This is a genomic window from Akkermansia sp. AE01SA01 (genome assembly GCF_036417395.1).
Taxonomy (GTDB): domain Bacteria; phylum Verrucomicrobiota; class Verrucomicrobiia; order Verrucomicrobiales; family Akkermansiaceae; genus Akkermansia.
Map to the genome: position 1 here is coordinate 2121819 of NZ_CP143890.1, position 18211 is coordinate 2140029.

Annotated in this window: 15 protein-coding genes; 2 read left to right on the forward strand and 13 right to left on the reverse strand. The window is 55.1% G+C overall.

What is annotated here, in order from left to right; translation table 11 throughout:
- Window positions 1-106: 106 nt before the first annotated feature.
- From V3C19_RS08535 to V3C19_RS08595, 13 genes are all read right to left on the reverse strand, one after another.
- A complete protein-coding gene (locus V3C19_RS08535; protein WP_295932430.1) occupies window positions 107-1255 on the reverse strand; it encodes a serine hydrolase domain-containing protein in 1149 nt (382 codons plus the stop codon).
- Between the two features lie 413 nt (window positions 1256-1668).
- On the reverse strand, window positions 1669-1956 hold the full coding sequence (locus V3C19_RS08540; RefSeq protein WP_295932425.1) for an efflux RND transporter permease subunit: 288 nt from the start codon (window positions 1954-1956) through the stop codon (window positions 1669-1671).
- A gap of 348 nt (window positions 1957-2304) precedes the next feature.
- Complete coding sequence (tsaA, locus tag V3C19_RS08545) at window positions 2305-2967, reverse strand: tRNA (N6-threonylcarbamoyladenosine(37)-N6)-methyltransferase TrmO (RefSeq protein WP_295932420.1); 663 nt, start codon at window positions 2965-2967, stop codon at window positions 2305-2307.
- Window positions 2968-3016: 49 nt separating this feature from the next.
- Window positions 3017-4291 carry a dihydroorotase gene (locus V3C19_RS08550; RefSeq protein WP_295932417.1) on the reverse strand — a complete coding sequence of 425 codons (1275 nt, stop codon included), beginning with the start codon at window positions 4289-4291 and terminating at the stop codon, window positions 3017-3019.
- A 6-nt stretch (window positions 4292-4297) separates the two neighbouring features.
- Entirely contained in the window at window positions 4298-5224 is a 927-nt protein-coding gene (locus tag V3C19_RS08555; RefSeq protein ID WP_295932413.1) for an aspartate carbamoyltransferase catalytic subunit, read from the reverse strand.
- 27 nt (window positions 5225-5251) lie between these two features.
- The gene (gene pyrR / locus V3C19_RS08560; RefSeq protein ID WP_130084515.1) at window positions 5252-5788 is read right to left on the reverse strand and encodes a bifunctional pyr operon transcriptional regulator/uracil phosphoribosyltransferase PyrR; all 537 of its coding nucleotides are present in this window, start codon (window positions 5786-5788) and stop codon (window positions 5252-5254) included.
- A 26-nt stretch (window positions 5789-5814) separates the two neighbouring features.
- The gene (locus V3C19_RS08565; RefSeq protein WP_067573659.1) at window positions 5815-6225 is read right to left on the reverse strand and encodes an AIR carboxylase family protein; all 411 of its coding nucleotides are present in this window, start codon (window positions 6223-6225) and stop codon (window positions 5815-5817) included.
- A gap of 132 nt (window positions 6226-6357) precedes the next feature.
- Window positions 6358-7092 carry a hypothetical protein gene (locus tag V3C19_RS08570; RefSeq protein WP_295932411.1) on the reverse strand — a complete coding sequence of 245 codons (735 nt, stop codon included), beginning with the start codon at window positions 7090-7092 and terminating at the stop codon, window positions 6358-6360.
- A gap of 42 nt (window positions 7093-7134) precedes the next feature.
- Window positions 7135-7887, reverse strand: a complete 753-nt coding sequence (locus V3C19_RS08575; protein ID WP_295932409.1) for a hypothetical protein — start codon at window positions 7885-7887, stop codon at window positions 7135-7137.
- Window positions 7888-7918: 31 nt separating this feature from the next.
- Window positions 7919-8548 (reverse strand): hypothetical protein, encoded by a 630-nt coding sequence (locus V3C19_RS08580; RefSeq protein WP_130084518.1) that lies wholly within the window; start codon window positions 8546-8548, stop codon window positions 7919-7921.
- 33 nt (window positions 8549-8581) lie between these two features.
- A complete protein-coding gene (locus V3C19_RS08585) occupies window positions 8582-9217 on the reverse strand; it encodes a hypothetical protein (protein ID WP_130084519.1) in 636 nt (211 codons plus the stop codon).
- Window positions 9218-9271: 54 nt separating this feature from the next.
- On the reverse strand, window positions 9272-9853 hold the full coding sequence (locus V3C19_RS08590; RefSeq protein ID WP_130084520.1) for a hypothetical protein: 582 nt from the start codon (window positions 9851-9853) through the stop codon (window positions 9272-9274).
- A gap of 403 nt (window positions 9854-10256) precedes the next feature.
- Window positions 10257-10850, reverse strand: coding sequence for a hypothetical protein (locus tag V3C19_RS08595; RefSeq protein WP_130084521.1), 594 nt, complete (start codon window positions 10848-10850; stop codon window positions 10257-10259).
- A 140-nt stretch (window positions 10851-10990) separates the two neighbouring features.
- Here V3C19_RS08595 and V3C19_RS08600 point away from each other — a divergent pair, with 140 nt between their 5' ends.
- Window positions 10991-16789: an RHS repeat-associated core domain-containing protein gene (locus V3C19_RS08600; RefSeq protein WP_295932400.1), complete on the forward strand. Its 5799-nt coding sequence runs from the start codon at window positions 10991-10993 to the stop codon at window positions 16787-16789.
- Between the two features lie 11 nt (window positions 16790-16800).
- Window positions 16801-17790 (forward strand): hypothetical protein, encoded by a 990-nt coding sequence (locus V3C19_RS08605; RefSeq protein WP_130084523.1) that lies wholly within the window; start codon window positions 16801-16803, stop codon window positions 17788-17790.
- Window positions 17791-18211 lie beyond the last annotated feature (421 nt).

The following is an 18211-nucleotide window of genomic DNA, read 5'->3' on the forward strand; positions in this document are numbered from 1 at the left end:
TCAAAGCTGCCGAACAGGGCCATGAAGAGGCCAGACAGAAACTCAACAAGGCAGATAGCAGGGCAACCGCAAAGTAGAAAGAAGAGCCTTCTTCCTGCCTGAAAAATCAGGTGTCAAAACCGCCCCCATCTTCATGGATTTCCTTCATTGCCGCATTGATGAGGTTCCGGGTTTTCACTCCGGGGAGCACGTTCAAGTCCATACGGTTCATGGCGTAGCCGAAGGACAGATCGTATTCCGGGTCGGCATAGGCATGGGAGCCGCCCGCCCCCGCATGGCCGAAGCCCCCGAAACCGAATAGATGGCGCAGCTTGCGGCCCGTGGAAAGGTCCACGGGGTCGTGCATGAATCCGCAGGAAAAGGCGGTAGGCGTTTTCAGGGTCAGGTCCGGCCCGTCAACCACCATTTCTTTCATCCAGCCACGCACGGTTTCCGGGAATACCTCCAGTTCATCCAGGCCCAGGCAGGCTTGGTAAAATTGAGCCATGCCACGGGCGGAAGCCACCCCGCCGAAGGCAGGCATCCCGGAAGTCCACGCTGCGGGAGTGTTCATCTGGCGCACGCTGTTCAGGCCAATCAGGGTGTTGAACGCACGGTTCACGGGCGTACCTTTTTTCATGTATTCCAGATAGAACGGGGTTCCCATGTTGGACATGTCCATTTTGCCGGGGTAAAGGACAGCCACCCGGCTGAATTCTGATTCCGGCAGTCTGATGAAGAAGTCCAGATTCAAGGGGCGGCGGATGTATTCATCCCAGTATGCCCAAAGACGCTCCCCGGTCAGGCGGATCATGAGTTCGTCCAGCATGACGCCGTAGGTATGCGGATGGTAGCCGTGTTCGGGAGGCTGCCACGCGGGAACGGTTTCCTCCAGGGCGTGCACGCAGTCTTCATGGTCGAATACATCGGCCTGGCGGGAGAAAGCGGCCAAACCGCACTGGTGGGACATCATCTGGGCAATCGTAGCATACGGCAGCGGGAATTCCGGCCACAGTTCCCCCATGCTCATCTCCGGGGATGCTCCTTGCCGATGCAGAGCCAGCAGCAGGGCTGCGGAAGCGGGTGCCTTGGTAGCGGAGTAAACGGGCACCAGAGAACGTTCCGTCCACGGACGCGTTTCATCCGCCACGGCAAATCCGGAGTGCAGGGAAACAATTTCCCGCCCCTCTTTCCAGACGGAAACGGATGCACCCAGTTCCCCGTAATCACGGAAGTTTTTTTCAAATGCTTCAATTATGTGCCGCTCGCCTTTCATTCCTCTCAACCGGACAGGAACAGCTTCCCCGCCTTGGTGGAAAAGTTTACTCCCCACTGCCTGGGAAGGCAAGTCCGGCACGATTCATATCCCATCCACGCCTTCACACCTTCCGCAGGATGATTCAGGAAAAATTCTTCCGCCGGACTGCCCGCCGGAAGGAAAGAGGCCTTATTTCCTCCTCTTCCCGGGAGGGAACAGGGCACAATGCCTTTTTCACCGTCAGCTTTAGGGAACATCGCTTTTGTGCGCAGCCAAGTATTCCCGCGTTCCCGTTTCATCCGATCCTCCTTCAATTCATTCAGGGAGAAGTTGATACGGAACAGATTCATGACGAATACATAAAAACACGAGATCAGCAAAAAGCCCACCTATACCCCCATGCCGATGACGACCACTGTACCGTTGGCGTTTCATGTCAGCACTCCGTAACCGGAGAAGATCATCAGCGAAATGCGGCCCGGAATGGAAACCAGGGAAGCCATCAGAATGGGCCGCAGGCTCAGAAGGGCGATCGCCGGAGGGACTTCCATCAGGCCTTTGTCGCGCTGCATTTCCAGATTGGCAAATTCCACGATCAGGATGGCATTTTGGCCGCCCACCTCGCCAGCATCCCCAAGCCAATCTGTGCACAGGGTGCCATCTCCAGGCTCAACCTGGAGATGGTGTCCGGCGTGAACTCCGGCACAGGAAACCGGCATAAGGTGGAGATGAGAACGACAAGAACGGCAATCGGAGGAATAAGCGTGGCACGCCGGTTCTATAGGAAGATGTACACAAGGAGCGCCACAAGGGCGACAACTATAATGCATATGCGACTAGTCCTCTGCCCGGCAGGCGCCACTTCCCGGCATTCCATGAAAGAACACGGAGTCAGGAATTACGGAAAGCGTCCAATACCATAAGAAGGCGGGACGGAAAACAAAACCCCGTTCCGGAAGGAAAAATCTCCGGAAAGAGCGCCCCCTATATCGGAACGGCCTACCTTTTTTAAAGGGGAAGCGGAAAGTTTTTGCTATCCATCAACTATTAACTTTTAACTACCACTTTCAACTCAGCGCAAGTACGTACAACCGAACGCCTTCCACCCTGAATTTGATTTCCCAGCCGGAGAAGGAAAGGCCGTATACCCGTTCCGGGTCGTCCTGGTACTGCGGGCGCGGGTCAAGGGAGAGCGTATCCTTCAGCACCGCCAGTTCCTCCGTGGGAACGGAAGCGGCAAGCTCCGGCGGAATTTCCACTTCCAGCCGCTGAAAGGGGGAGGACGTGAATCCTCCGGAAGCCTCCGGGATGCAGTCCGCCTGCGGCACATAGGGCTTGATATCCAGAATGGGCGTGCCATCTACCAGGTCCACCCCGGAGAGGTGCAGCACGGGACCATCCCGGGGGTGCATTTCCACCCTGTCCAGCCTGACGGCAGACAGCCCTATGGGATTGGGGCGGTACGGGGCGCGCGTGGCGAAGACCCCCATGCGCACATTACCGCCCAGGCGGGGAGGCCGAACCGTCGGACTCCAGCCTCCCCTCAGGTTTTCACTGAATATCCAAAGCAGCCACAAATGGGAGAATCCGTCCAGTCCCCGCACGGATTCAGGATTCCGGAATTGCGGCTCAAACACCAGCCGTGCACGGGCACCGGGCACCAGCCCGCTCTGACGCGGAACGCCGAATTTTTCCGGATAACAGGTGCTGACGCGGGCAACAGGCTGCAAGGGCAGTTTAGTTAATAGTTGATAGACGACAAAAACTCTCCGCTTCCCTTTAAAAGAGGTAGGTTTGCTCTCCGAAGACTACGGCTTCCACTTTTCCCTGGAGCGTTTTGCCCAGGAAGGGAGTGTTGCGGGCGCGACTGCGCAACGTTTCGTCCGTGACGGGCGTCTCTCCTTCCGGATCAAATACCACCAGATTGGCCGGGACGCCTTCCTCCAGAGAAACGGGGGGGAGCCCCATGAGCCTGCGGGGGGCGTCGCTGCAAGCGCGGACAACCGTTTCCCAGGACATTCTGCCGGTCTTCACCAGATATTGGTAGATGGCCGGCAGGAAGGTATCCAGGGAAATCATGCCCTGCGGGGCTACCACGAAGTCCTGAAGCTTGGAGAACGGCGTGCAGGGGGTGTGGTCGGAGACGATGCAATCGATGGTGCCGTCATTCACGGCTTCAATCAGGGCGTCCACGTCCTTCCGGTCGCGCAGGGGCGGCACGGTTTTGTAGTTGGTATCATAACAGCCCACGTCTTCATGCGTGAAGAGGAGATGATGCAAGGACACCTCCGCGCTCAGTCCGGCCGTTTCCGGCTTGCAGCGGCGCAGAATGTCCGCGCTTCCGGCGGTGGAGACGGTCTGCACGTGCAGGGAGTTGCCCGTGTCCACGGAGAGGCGGATGATCGTTTCCAGACCGATTTCCTCCGCGCAGGACGGGGAGCCCGCCAGCCCCAGGCGGTAGGAAGTGGTGCCGGGATGCATGGCGGCCTTGGCCGTCAGGGCCGGGACGTCCCCGCGCAGGGCAAAGGTGAGGTTCAGGTTGCTGGCGTACTGCATGGCGCGGTACAGCAGCAACATGTTGTCCGGTGCGCGGTCGCCGTCCGTGATAAAACGCACGCCTTTCGCCCGCAGGGAGTCGTAGGAGGCCTGCTCTTCGCCCCCGTCCCCCTTGGTCAGGCAGCCGGAGGGAATGACGTCCACCAAAGCGTCCGTGCGGCAGATTTCCATGAAGGTGGTGATCTGCGCGGCATTGTCCATCACGGGGGCGGTATCCGGCATGGCCATCAGTCCGGTCACGCCGCCGTGGAGGGCCGCCGCCGTTGCCGTGGCAATGCGTTCCTTGTCTTCCCGTCCGGGCTGGCACAGGTGGGCGTGAATGTCAAACAGGCCGGGAAGAACCAGTTTGCCGGCAGCGTCAATGATTGTTTCAGCGGAGTCTGCGGAAAGAGTTCCGGCAGGAGCCTTTCCGGCAATCACCCCGCCGGAAACCAGAATATCCGCCGGACAGGAGCCGGATGCCATTCGGGCATTGCGAATAAGTACGGAAGTTTTCATGAAGGATCAATGCTGGGTTTGGGGAGTGAGATGGTACAGGATGGACATGCGGCAGGCGATTCCGTTTTCCACCTGGCGGTTGATCAGACAGCGCTCGTAGTCCATCGCCAGGTCGCAGATTTCCACGCCGCGGTTGACCGGACCGGGATGCATGATGTACAGCCCTTCATCGGAGATGCGTTTCAGCCGCTCCTCCGTGACACCGTATATTTTGTTGTACTCGCGCGCGCTGGGGAAGAAGGGGGCGTCCTGCCGCTCTTTCTGAACCCGAAGCAGATAGATGACGTCCGGCTTCCAGGCAAAGGCCTCGTTGAAATCGGAAAAGCGGGGAATGCCGGAATATTCCGTGCGCGGCACCAGGGAGCCCGGTCCCAGGTAGGCCACTTCCATCCCCAGCCTTTTCATCAGGATGGAGGTGGAACGCGCCACGCGGGAATGCAGGATATCCCCGACGATCAGCACCCGCCTGCCCCGGACGTCCGGAAACATTTCCCGGATGGTGAAGGAGTCCAGCAAGGCCTGGGAGGGATGAGCATGCGCCCCGTCCCCGGCATTGATCACGCTGGCGTTCGTATGGCGGGCGATCACGTTCGGAAGGCCGCTGTTGTAGTGACGCACGATGACGTAATCCACCTTCATGGCCTGGAGCGTGGCGATCGTGTCCTGGACGGATTCCCCTTTCACCACGGAGGAGGTAGATACGGTGAAGTTGGTCACGTCCGCAGACAGGCGTTCCGCCGCCACCTCAAAGGAGGAGCGGGTGCGGGTGCTGGGTTCATAAAAAAGCGTCAAAACGGACTTCCCTTTCAGGGCAGGCACCTTTTTGACGCTTTTGGTGAAGAGCTCTTTCATCGGTCCGGCCGAATCCAGCAGCGTATGGATTTCCTCGTCGGTCAACGAGGAGATGTTGAGTAGGTCCTTGCGGGGATTCATGAAAGTCAGGGAATGGGTTGAAACTGTCTATTTGCCGGAGATGACCACCCGGTCCACGCCGTCGGCCTCCTTCATGCTGACGACGACCTTGGCTCCAGCGTGGTCCAGCACGTGGCCCGTGTAATCCGGCTGGATGGGGACTTCCCGGCCGCCGCGGTCAATCAGGCAGGCCAGTTCAATGCGTGCCGGGCGGCCGTAGTCGAACAGGGCGTTCAGAGCCGCGCGGATGGTGCGGCCCGTGTACAGCACGTCGTCCACCAGTACCACCCTCATGTCGTCCGTGGAAAAGGGCAGATTGGAGGAGCGGAGGGAGGGGCGCGCCTCCAGCTTGAAGATGTCGTCCCGGTACAGGGAGATGTCAATGGCGCCGTACTGGGCGTCCACGCCCAGTTCCTTGACCTTGTCCACCAGCCGCCGGGCGATGATGTCCCCCTGGCTGAGGAGGCCGACAATGGCGAGCGGTTCCCCGGCGCAGCGGGCCACGATGCCGTGGGCCATCCGCTCCAGCGCGCGGGAAATTTCCTGCTCGTCCAACACGATTTCCTGTGACGGAGGAGAAGTCATCAGCCGGAAGGGGAAAGAGTGGATACTTACAGCCCCGCCAGCTTCAGAATGCGGTGAGCGGCCATGGCGGCGTTCACGGGAGTCTTCTTGTGCAGGCCTACCGTCGTGCAGGGCACGCCGCCCGGGCACTGGGCAATCGCCAGCAGGGCGTCAATGCCGTTCAGGGGGCCTCCGGGAACCGGTACGCCGATGACCGGCAGGGAGCAGCTCATGACGACCACTCCGGGAAGGGCGGCGGACAGGCCGGCCACGGCCAGGATGACGGCCTTTTCCCCGCTGGCTTCCAGGTCCTCCAGGAATTTGATGAGCTGCGGAAGGTCGCGGTGGGCGGACAAAACCGTTTCTTCATAAGGGACTCCTTCCTGTGCGAAATATTCGCGGGCGGGTTCCATAAAGGGCTTATCATTCGGGCTGCCGTAGATGACGATTACTTTCATGGCTGTGCGTGCGGTTGTGAAACTTTCAGATTATGGCCCCAAGCCCCCTGCCCTGGCAAGACTTAACCTGAAAAAAACGGCTCCGCGGATGGAGATTCCATTCCGGCAGGGGATCATGATAGATCACGGGAATCAGGAGAAAGGATCGTCCTGCTCCTCATCTTCATCTCCATATAATCCGAAAACATACCACAGCAGCGTATTATAACCGTTTTCCCCGTCATCCTCCCAGGGGTCCTCTCCGCCGAATCCATGTTTCCTCTCCCAATTCCCGGACCATTCCATCATTTCTTCAACGGAAGGCACGGGAGGATTCCCGGTTTCAAGGCGCCCCCGAAGACCGGCCGCACGCCTGCTCCAGTCCTTTTTGTCAGGATTACCAATGTTCCGCGGATTCAAGGTGAGGAGCACGAAGTTCAACAAGGCAGGAGAAGACGCAAACCGCTGAAGATTGTATTTATCCATGTACACCCTCATCTGAAATTCCAGCTTTTTCAGATCGTCCGCGGGCAGTTTCTTCAGAGGAACCTTTTCCCTGATGCTTGTAAACAGAATATCCCTCCATATCTCCTTGAAATCCTCCGGACACCTGTCCAGGGCTTTGATCGGAAAAGAAGCCATTTCACGCCTCATGGCCTCAACGTCATGCTCAGCATCTTTCCGGCTCCATTTGAGAACCATGTGCTCCAGCATCAGTGCGATCATGAACCGCTGTATGGCTTCCCGATCCTTCATTTGCCGCCGGTCCAAATTGTCCGGAACATCCGGATTCATCTTCTCCGCACCCCCTACATCCCGTCCCCGGACAGGACTGACAACGCAGTACCATGCCCATCCTGCCGCAAGAAACCATTTTACCAGCTTCATGGCTTATTTGACCTGACAAATATAAGGACAGATGTCCGCTTTTTACTCTTCCTCATCTTTCCACTCGTCTTCTTGATTCAACAATTCAGGAGAAACAGCCAATTTCCCGGAATAAATATCCTCTTTCAACTGATTCAGACGTTTTAGGTACTCTTCCGGCGTTTCTCCCTCCTTTTTTACCGCACCATTGGTCTCCAGCCATTTGTCGGCGGCTTGCTCCAAAACCTGGCAACCATATTTTTCCTCAACCCTTTTCATGGAGTCTTGCAGCTGCTGCATCACGTCCCTGCCTTCTTCCGTTTCCTCCCATGCGTTGTCATCCTTCAACCACATTTTAAATACTTTCCTGCTCTGCAACCATGCTTCACGAAAGTCCTGCGGGCAGTCGTCCAACGTTTTCTCAGGCCACAGTTCCATCATCGTCTGCAATAGGAGACGCTCATCCAAGGCCTTCTGCTGCATGTCCAATTCCATTCCCGCAATCTCCAGGCATAATTTCCCTATGATCGCTTGCCTGGCTATGGCCAGGCGATCTTTCTCAAATTCCGGCGTTTTCCGGTACTCATCCACATCAGGCATATCCGACGCCGCGATGTCCTGGCCATATCCTGTATCAAAACTGCAACAGCACGACACCACCGCCACGGGAATCCATTTCCATAAATTCATCACTGTTTTTATTTTAACATCCATCAAGAGAAATGCCAATCCGGGATTGCCCCCATTTTCCGCCGCCAATCCAATTCCCGGTCCGTCACTACGTCCCCGCATTTTCTTTTTCCCCGCATGCTTCACGCCTTTCAGGCATCAGCCGTTTCCCGGGCAATTACTGTCCGGCGACCGATTTCATGCATTCCGGTCCCGGCTTTTCTCCCGGCAAACCTTCGGGAATAACCCATTTCCCGGATTCAAGATCACTCTTTAATTGGTAGAGACGTTTCAGATATTCCTGAGGGCTTTCTCCTTCCCGGCGAGTTTCCTGACCGTCCAGCCAATCAATCAAAGGACGCATTAAAGGTTCCAGGTCATACTGGTCACTAAACCGTTTCCTAGCCTCTTCCAGCCTGGAGAACATTTCCTTGCCTTCCGGAGTTCCCCCCCATGAAATATTATCACTTAGATTTTTTTCTATACCTTCAAGGACCTCCACATAAGATTGCCGAAAATCTGCGGGACATTGTGCCAGAATCGATTGAGGAATCAGGTCACACATTTTCCTGTACTTGATTTTCCCATCAGGCAGCCGCGGATGTTCCTTCAATTCCAGTGAAACGATCCTACAGCACAATTCAAGCAGCACATTATACCTCACGATGGCCATGCGCGATTTCCGGAATCCCTCCATCTCCTCATCCACATTGGCCATATCCGGTTCCATGATATCCCTGTTTCCCGCCGAACCCAACGGACAGGAGGCAGCCGTCCCTGCCAGCAAAACAAGTTTTATAACATTCATGGTCCCTACATGTTTCAAATATACCCTTAAAAATCAATAAAGAATCATTCTCATTCCAAATTTTTCCCTTTCCTGTTCCGTTATTTCCGGGAATGTGAATGTTTCCTGCTCCACCTGTCTTTTCAAAACCTTGAAGCGCTCCAGCAATTTCGCCTTGTCCTTCCTGAAAGGGTCTATCTCCCGGCGAAGGAATATGATGGGGTCAGCCAGGGCTTCCTCCAGCCTGTACTTGGACTTGACAGGCTGCATGATGGCACGGCATTTGCCCTGGTACCGGGAATATTCCCTGTGAAATTGCGGCTCTTCCATTTCCACTCCTTCAAATTGCCGCACAAAGTCACGGCCAGCTTCCATGCAGGCCTGAAATGCCTGCCGGTAATCGTCGGGACACGCTTCCAAAACCTTGCCGGAAACAGAGGCAAGCTTGAACTTCAGCAGACCAAACAATCTAGCTCCCGCTCCAGTTTTTTCGGTTTCCAGGAAAAAAATCTCCTGCATGAGCCGCTCCAGTATTTCCATCCTGGAAATGGCCAGAATCATTTTCCTCCTTTCCTCATCGGACAGGCCGGCCAGGTCAACATTCGGTTCACCGGAGACAACGACATCCTGGGCAACAGAGGCAGGCAGCCCCGGCAAGCCGAGGCTGCACCACAACAATAAACGCAACATGGAAGCTAGGTTTCCAGACATGACATTCACCTGGTTCTATCTATTTTCGTCCCTTTACGTTTCTACCGGTATAACAACCTTGCCGGATTCTATTTTTTCCTTCAAATCCTTATAATACTCCAACAGTTCCTTTTTATCGGGTTGCCCTTCTCCATTAAAGGGGAACAGCAATCGGGGAATGGATGTATTCAGGACCTCATCTACCATGTATTTTCCCATCAACAGCTTCATGCTTTCCGCCATCATATACCGCAATTCGTCAGAAACCGATCCCGATTCCGCGAGTTCCTTCTCACAGGCATCTTTCCATTTTTCCATCGCCAGCCGGAAGTCTTCCGGGCATTCGGCAAGCGCCTTGCCTGGAATGGCGTTCAGCTCATGCTTCAGCCTGGTTTGCAAATCCACGGCATGGTCATCCTCCACCTCGGCCCTCTGAATATTTCTCTCCAGAAACATGAGCATAAAAAACCTGCATATGGCAGCCCGGTCCCTCTCCATATGCCTGCCCGCCTCCGTCTCCACATCCACATTCGGCATCTCCGGAGATGCCACGTCCTGAGCTACGGAAAGAGGAAAAACCGGCAATCCGGTGAAATGCCATAATAACCCCGGCATCACGACCCATTTTTTACGCATGTGCTTCATTAAATTTTTTAATTTTAAATATATTTCCCATCTCCTGCTCCGATTGGTACCCTAACACTCCATCCTTTTTCTATTCCCTTCTAAATAATCCAGCATCTCCTTTTTGTCCACACCTGACGGAATCAACAGCCAAAGAACAGATGAATAGTCCCTGGACTCCTTTTCCGTGATGAGCCATTAAAAGAATGGCTCATCACGGCTTCCTTCAACAGGTACTTGCTCAACAAAAGGCTCATCTCCTGTTCATGATGACGGTATAATTCGTCAGATACTTTCCCTTATTTCCGGAGTTCCCTTTCGCAATCCGCTTTCCACTTCCAGACCGCTCCTCTGAAATCATACGCCAGTCTTCCCTCCACTGATCGCCATTTCCTTTTGGCCAGCAGGCGTTCCTTCAATCTTTTTTCCGTTGCTTCCGTTCCCAGCGATTCCCAAGGATCTCGGGATCAACTTCGATCATTTTGGCGATCACGTCGCTGGATGTCCTCTCCTTTCCCCTGTCGAAAATATCAGCAGCCAGCAGGTTGTGTTTCCTGATGACGGGCGGCAGGCAGTCCGTAGCCCCGGCTTCCTTCTTTTCCCGGCAAATGACGGGGATAACGCGGCGCCCGTGGGTCTCTGGGTTCGGAGAAATGAATTCTTCAACTTCCTGATTGACGTAAGGCTTGTCCCGATCATTAGGGCAACCCGAGTGCTCGGAACAAACGGCGGCCGGAAGGAAGAATGATTCCCTGGACCGATGGCCTAAATAGCAACAAGCCGAGATGCTCCACGTCTTTAAACAGATGGAGCAGATTCGTCCACAAGCCGGAGGATCACTAGCAATTATCTCCAGGCTCAGAAGCATGCCCGCAACCTTGACCGTACGTGGATACGGTGCATCCACTATGAAAGCTATCCGGCCATGGCCCCATTTGTTGGATAAGTCTGCATCGTGATGATAATGAGTTATTTTTTTGATTGATGATTTTTTAAGGAAAGGAATCATGGTTGAAAAAATACCAATTTTTCTCTAAAAAAAATAGTTGCCATGCGAGCCGCGATTTGTTATAGAGAAAATGCTATCGGAGTTTTGTTGGCATCAACCTATCTTCGATGCTCCCTATTTAACCCCAACTATTTCAACCGATGAACTCCAATAACTTCAATGACGACGTCAACCCCCTGACCAACCGCACCAGTTCCAACTCCGGCGGCGCGCCAGAACCCTTCAACAGAGAAGACGGTCCCTTCAGCGACAGCTGGGAGTGGAATATTTATGTGGAACCGCTCCAGCCGGGGGAAACCGCCACGTGCCACGTGATGCTGGGAGTCGACGACAACGGCTCGCTCATGGTTGACGGAAAGGGAGTCGAAATTCCGGGAGTAGGCAAATACCACGGCGGCACGTACCGGGAAAAAAACGAGTCTTTCCCGATTGAACCCGGCTATCACAAGGTGAGCATGACGTATGAAAACGTCGCGTTGCCGCCGGACTGGAAAAACCTGGCCATCCTTGCGTACTCGGTGGAGGTCGAGGTTTCCGGATCGGGGTCCTCCTCCTCCTACGTGCCTGATGAAGACGACCCTGAACCCGTCGACACGGACGACGACGGCGAGGATACCCCGTGCGAATGCAGCAGCAGTACGTCCCCGAGCAGCAGCGACTCGCAAAGCAGCTCCAGTAATCCATGTCCGGATAACCACAACGGCGAGGGGGAGAACGGCGAAGACCCGGAGGAAGAACCCTGCGCGTGTGAAGAAAACGCAGGCGGCTCCAGCAGCAACACTCCGGCGGCACGCAGCGGGCGCGCCTCCATGTCGGCCTACGCCTCTTCAACGGCAGGCAAACGCGTCGTGACGCAAACGCGCAAGGCGGAGATGCTCTGGCGCACGAACTTCGGTTCCTTCCGGGGCATGACGGGCCTTCCTCAGGGGCTCCTTGAAATCGTCGGGCGCACCTTCTCCCCGGAACTCTGGTCGCCGCGCGCGTTAAATTATTGGCACCCGATGGCGAACGAAATCACCGCGGCTCCGTCCGCGGGCATCGGCCCAAACACCGCCTTCCAGCTCCAAAGCGGAGGGACGAAGATCAACTACTTCAGCTACGCGGCGGGCAGCGGCGGCAGTGCGGGAAGCAGCAGCGTGGGTCCCATCGGCGGATCGGCCAAACGGGGCGGCTCCGCCTCGTTCCGGCAAACGATCGGATCGGCACGGAGCATCGTAGACTACAGCCTCAGCGTGCGCTCGAACGCGGGCCACACCGTCAGCTACTCGGCGGGTGCGGCCTCCTCGCTGAAATACGCCACCGGCTACACCGCCAAAAACGGCGCTTCCTACACTAAAGAAGAATTCGACGGCAAACTCGACATCGTGCGCGCCGCCGACGGCTCCATCCGCCAAATCTGGAACCTGTGGGACGGACTCGCGAACATCGAAGACATTACGTCCACCGGCTACCGCATCGCCCTCTACCTCCCCGAACAGGTGGGAGCCAAAAACAGCACGACCGGCCTCTACCCCGTCACGGGTAGCCCATTTAAGACCTTCACGATTTCGGGAGACGCGGCGACGGGCAAACTCGCCGTCACCGAACAGACCGCGGGCCGCATGCCCTACACCACCCGCTACTGGCAGGGAACGGACGGAGCCTGGAACATGGCACAGGGAGAAGGAGACGACGCTGTTTACACCCTGAAAGAAAAGCAGGTCGTTTCTCCCGATACGTGGAAACTCATCACCACCATCCAGCGAGGGGAACACGGCACGCCCATCTCGCGCGTCTGCGAAACCTACGCCGTCACGCGCAACGGCAACCTCTGCATGAGCCGCATCGAGGGCTACGGCACTCCCTACGCTCGCGAAACCACCTACGCCTACAACGGCATGGGCAAAAAGGCGAAAGAAACCGCTCCCGACGGCAGCGTGAAAACCTGGTCCTACGACCAATTCGGGCGCGAAGTCGTCTCCAGCGTCCCGTGGGCGGGAGGCGGCGACAAGGCCACCTACACCACCTACCGCGACAACACCCAGGCCGACCCGGACATCCTCACCCAGCGCGCGACCCTGACGGCCGCGGCCCTCGACCTGTGGGAAACAAACTACGTGTACACGGAGGCCGACCACGTGCGTCGCGTCGAAAAACACACTACCGCCCTCGGAGCGGAAGGCGAACGCCTCGAAGTGAAAGAAACCTGGCTCGGCACGGCCTCGAACGTCCACGCCCGGGGCCGCCTGAAGATGACCCAGGGCATCGACGGCGTGCAAACGCACTACGCCTACGAGCCGACCGATCAGTATGAAGCCCTCTACCGGGTCACCGCTGAAACGCGGGTTGCCGGGGAACCCGTGCCCGGCCACAGCACGCGCAAGGTCACCTACGTCTCCGAACAGGGCAACAACATGCGCTACGAACAGTACGCCCTGCTGACAGACGGCACGTGGGCGATGACCGACGCCGCCACCTACGAATACGACGCTGAAAACCGCTGGACGAAGCGCACCCGGGCCAACGGTCGCGTAACCGAACGCGCGATGATGTGCTGCGGCCCGTTGTGGGAAAAGGACGAAGACGGTGTCTTGACGACTTACTCATACAACACCGCGCGGCAGCTCGTGGAAGAAATACGCTCCGAAGTGATTGACGGCGCGACCGTCGTGACTCCGGAAACCATCACCAGCTACACGCGCGACGCACTCGGCAAAATCACCTCGATCCGTAAAGACGTGGGGCCGATGAGCGCCACGCAAAGCCGTGCCTACGACCTATTGGGCCGCTTGACCCGCGAGACCGATATCCTGGGCCGGGAAACGACGCATGCCTACAGTGAAGACGGATTGACGGAAACCATGACGACTCCCACCGGAGCGACGCTCATCACCCAGAAACACCCCGACGGAACCGTCCTGCGACGGCACGGAATCGGGCAGCGGGATGTACAATACACCACCGAAGCCACGGAGGAAGGAGTAGTTCGAAGTACGACGCTCCCCCAGAAGGCGGGAGAAGCGTTACTCAAAGAGCAATCCGTTACCAACGGTTGGAATCAGGTCATACGAATCTCGCAAGCCAACGCCAACGGCGGTCTCATCCACAAAAGGCACACCTTTGATGAAAAGAACCAACTCCTCCGGCAGGAAGTGGAAGGCATGGCCCCCGTCCTCTATGAGTATGACGATTTTGGAAACCTCGTCAAAACGACGTTGAAACTGGAGGAAGCTCCTACGCCCTCCAACTCGCTCATCACCGAATACGCCTATTCCCGGGAGCAACGTGCGGACGGCGTCTACCGCATCATCGCCACAACCAACTACAACAGCCAGGGAGATTCCTTTGCGCAACGTACGGCGGCGCTCCTCTCCGCCTTATCTGCTTCTCTTGCACAAAAAAGCATTGCCACGGATCCCCGGGGCAACGACACTGTGCAATGGACGGAATACACGGCGCCTTCCAAACGGACGGCCAAAACACAAACGCCGACTTCATCCATCGTCGCCGAAACGGTCGTTGTGGACGGTTATGCCCTGTCCAGGAAAGACCATGCGGGCATCGTCACGACTTCCTCGCGCTCCTACACGGCAACGGGCAGGACAGAAACCCATACGGACGCCCGGGGCAATGCCACCACCGTACATTATGATATCGCCGGAAGGGAAACGTCCGTCACCGATGCTGCCGGGAATACGACCACGACAGCCTATGACCCGGCCACTGCGCAACCCTCCCGTATCACCAACGCGCTGGGCAAAACGACGTGTTCCGCCTACGATCTGCGCGGACGCAAGACCGCCGAATACGGCACGGGAATCCAGCCTTCCGCCTTTGCCTATGACGAGGCCGACAGGCTCGTGACTCTGACTACGTTCCGGGCAGATGAGGAAGACATCACTGCCGACCCCCGCGAACGGACGGACGGAGACGTGACGACATGGAGCTACGACGACGCTACGGGCCTGGTCACCGCAAAAACCTACGCCGACGGCCACGGTGAAAGCTACGCCTACGACAACTGGAACAGGCTGGCGGAAAAACGCCAGGCCCGGACCGTAGACAAAGAAGGCACCCCTCTGACGACGACCTATGCCTACGACCCTCAGACGGGCAGCCTCGTCTCCGTCAGCCATAACGACGCCACGCCCGCCATCGGCTACACATACAACCACCTGAACCTGCTCACGCAGATTGCGGACGACTCCGGCACGCGCACCATCGCTTACACCCCATATAATGAAACGGAATCGGAAACCACATCCGGCCTTGTAGCAAGCGCTCTCCATTTCCAGCGCGACTCTCTGGGGCGGCCATCGGGATACAATCTGAACTATGCGGCAAGCACCGCCCTGCAAACCGCGTGGAGCTTCGACACCTCCGGGCGGCTCTCGACCGTCTCGTTGAACGCCGTCGCGAAACCCTTCACCTACGGCTACAACGCCGAGAACGGCCTTCTGGACACCCTCGACTACCCGAACACCTTGAAACGGTGGTACACGCGCGAAGACAAGCGCGACCTCCCGGTGAAAATCGACTACCTGCGCCCCGGCGGCCAAAATTACCCGGCCAAAACCGACTACGCCTACGACGAACTGGGCCGCCCCACGATGAAAAAAGATTACTTCAACGCGCCCGCGCCCGACCTCACACACACTTACAGCTACAACGACAGAAACGAACTCATTGCCGACGCGATGAGCCGGGGAGGTACCTTCGCCTACGATTACGATAACATCGGCAACCGCAAGACGGCACACGAGGGTACGGATGTTCCCGCCACGGCGTACACAACGAACCAGCTTAACCAGTACACGGCCATCGCCGAAGGTACGGAGCCTCCCTTCGCGCCGACCTACGATGCCGACGGCAATCAGACCAAACTGCAAACCGCCACCGGAGAATGGACCGTTGTTTACAATGCCCTGAACCAGGCCACGAGCTTTACGCAGGGCAGCAAACGCGTTGAATGCCGGTACGACTACTTGAACAGGCGCGTCGAGAAAGCTGTCTATGAGGGAGAAACCCTGATGTCAAAGAAGAGATTCATCTATAACGGCTACCTACAAATTGCGGAACTGGATGCCATGAACGTTTCGGAAACCGTGGCCCCCATTTTGAGGAAAACTTACCTGTGGGATCCCATGGAACCGATCGCAACGCGCGTGCTGGCGATGAGCGTCTTCGATGAAACGGGAACCTACGTGGAAGACCTTTTCTACACGCACGACGCCTTGAAGAACACGACGGCACTCTTCGGCATCCAGGCAGGCCGCCGCGCGTTGTATGAATACGGCCCTTACGGCTCGACCGTGAAGATGGAAGGCAATGCCGCAGAGATGAATCCGTTCCGGTTCGCCAGCGAGTACTTCGATGAAGAAACGGGACTTGTGCAGTACAATTTCAGGTACTATAATCCCACTGACGGCAGGTGGATTAATAAAGATCCTCTGATGGAAAAGGGAGGCGTTAATCTATATGGATACCTATTCAATCATGTTGGGATATACATAGATTGGATTGGTCTTTCTTCACAGAAACCAGGATGCCCTGAAGGTTCAACAGTAAGTCCTACAAAATGCCGATATAAAGGAAAATGTAAAGGTTCATATCATTACAAATGCTATTGCGTAACACCAGGAGCGTGGTTTATGCCAGAACATATGTCATCAGCCACAGAAGATTATATCTCTCCTCAAAATTTAGGAAAAGAATTCGATCGTTTTTGGTGTTGCTGTTCAGGTACGCCAAAGCCTAAAGAAATTATCTTGCAACCAGAAAGGAACTCTGAGCGTGAATTGGAACCAAGTAGCTTATCTATAGAGGAAGTTGCTGTTGGAGCGGCTGTTGTTGTTGGTACCGTTGCTATTGGAGCAGCGATTATTGCAACAGCTCCAGCCCAGGCTGTTGCATGTGTTGCAATAGTTGCTGTGGCAGGAATATTTTCTATATTCGACTAAATAATAATACTATGGACAAACGGCATAAGTATTTTGGATTTGAAATTTCCATTTCTCCGTATAGTAAAGAATTTCAGAATTCTTGTCTCCGCACTCCAGATTTTATTTTCGAAATCTCATCAATTAAATCCAAATCCCTCAAAGGCTGGCTAGTACTTTGGAGAAGCTATGAGAATTGCCTGTCAGAGAGGGGATTTATTCTCAAAGGTGGAAGAGAAGATGATCCCAACAACAATCTTGCGTTTCTTCCTTTGAGCGTCGTTTTATTCGGTTTTGCGGATATGAATATTATTGGACGAGTATGCAAGAGATTTTTTTCTATTGTTCCACGCTCAGCAGATAATAAAAGCAAATGTGATATACCTCCCATCAATTTAAGTATCCTAAGGGCACGTCTTTCTTGTTGCGGGAGTAATATTCATATTGAGGTATGTACTCTTCGGCATTTGATGTCTCTATACCGTCGTACAAAACTTATTGCCACTCCTCTTTGGAAAGTTCCGAATAAAATAATAGAGAGATATGCATTTAGTTTATTTGCTCGGGCCTCATATATTGCAAGTATCATGAACGATCAAAGATCATTTCAATACATGTTGCCTTTTTATAGAGAATTGAGATATTATGGGGGATTGTTATTGGGTTCTTTTGAGGACAAAAACTTTCATACGGCAAGAGAAGAAGAAAAAGGGCGGAAACTATTTCGAAATATTATGTTCACTAAATGGTATGCCGGCTCTCAATCTCAGCAAGAAATGTATCCTTCCGGTCTGATGAAAGATTGGGCAGAAGACATTGAACGGTACGTCTTGTATGATTTTCAACCTGGACGCAGGTTGAAATACAGTGAATCGAAAGGTAACGGTTATATTATCGAATGTAAAAATGATCAAGATGCTATGTATTTTGATACAACAAAACGCCGCCACATTTTACCGGAAAACACATCCCAAATATTAATTCACTCATCTACCAAAGAATGGATTCATGCGCTTCCGTAACTAATATACATCAGATATAGAATAAATCGATTAGACCATATGGTATTAAGCTCCCGGAGCACTTCAGACATAATTCGCCAATAAGTTTATATTGATGAGAAGATTCACGCTTCTGGGATTCTACGCTCAACTATGACGGTTCTCTACATCGTCGGTTTTCCTTCCCTCTATGGCGGGGCGGGAGCGGAGCTGTATCATCAGGTCAGAGCTTGGGAAACGCTGGGGGTGGTGCTCCACTTTATCCCCACCCAAAAAAACGTCCGGAAGGCCGCGCTCTATGGCGAGATGACGGAGCGCGGCCACGTGATCCACGACGCCTACGACTGGGCTGCCATTCCGGAAGACGCGCCCGTCATCAGCTTCTGCAATGAAGACTTCCTCACCGCGCTGCCCGAGATTCGCAGACGGACGCGCCGGACCG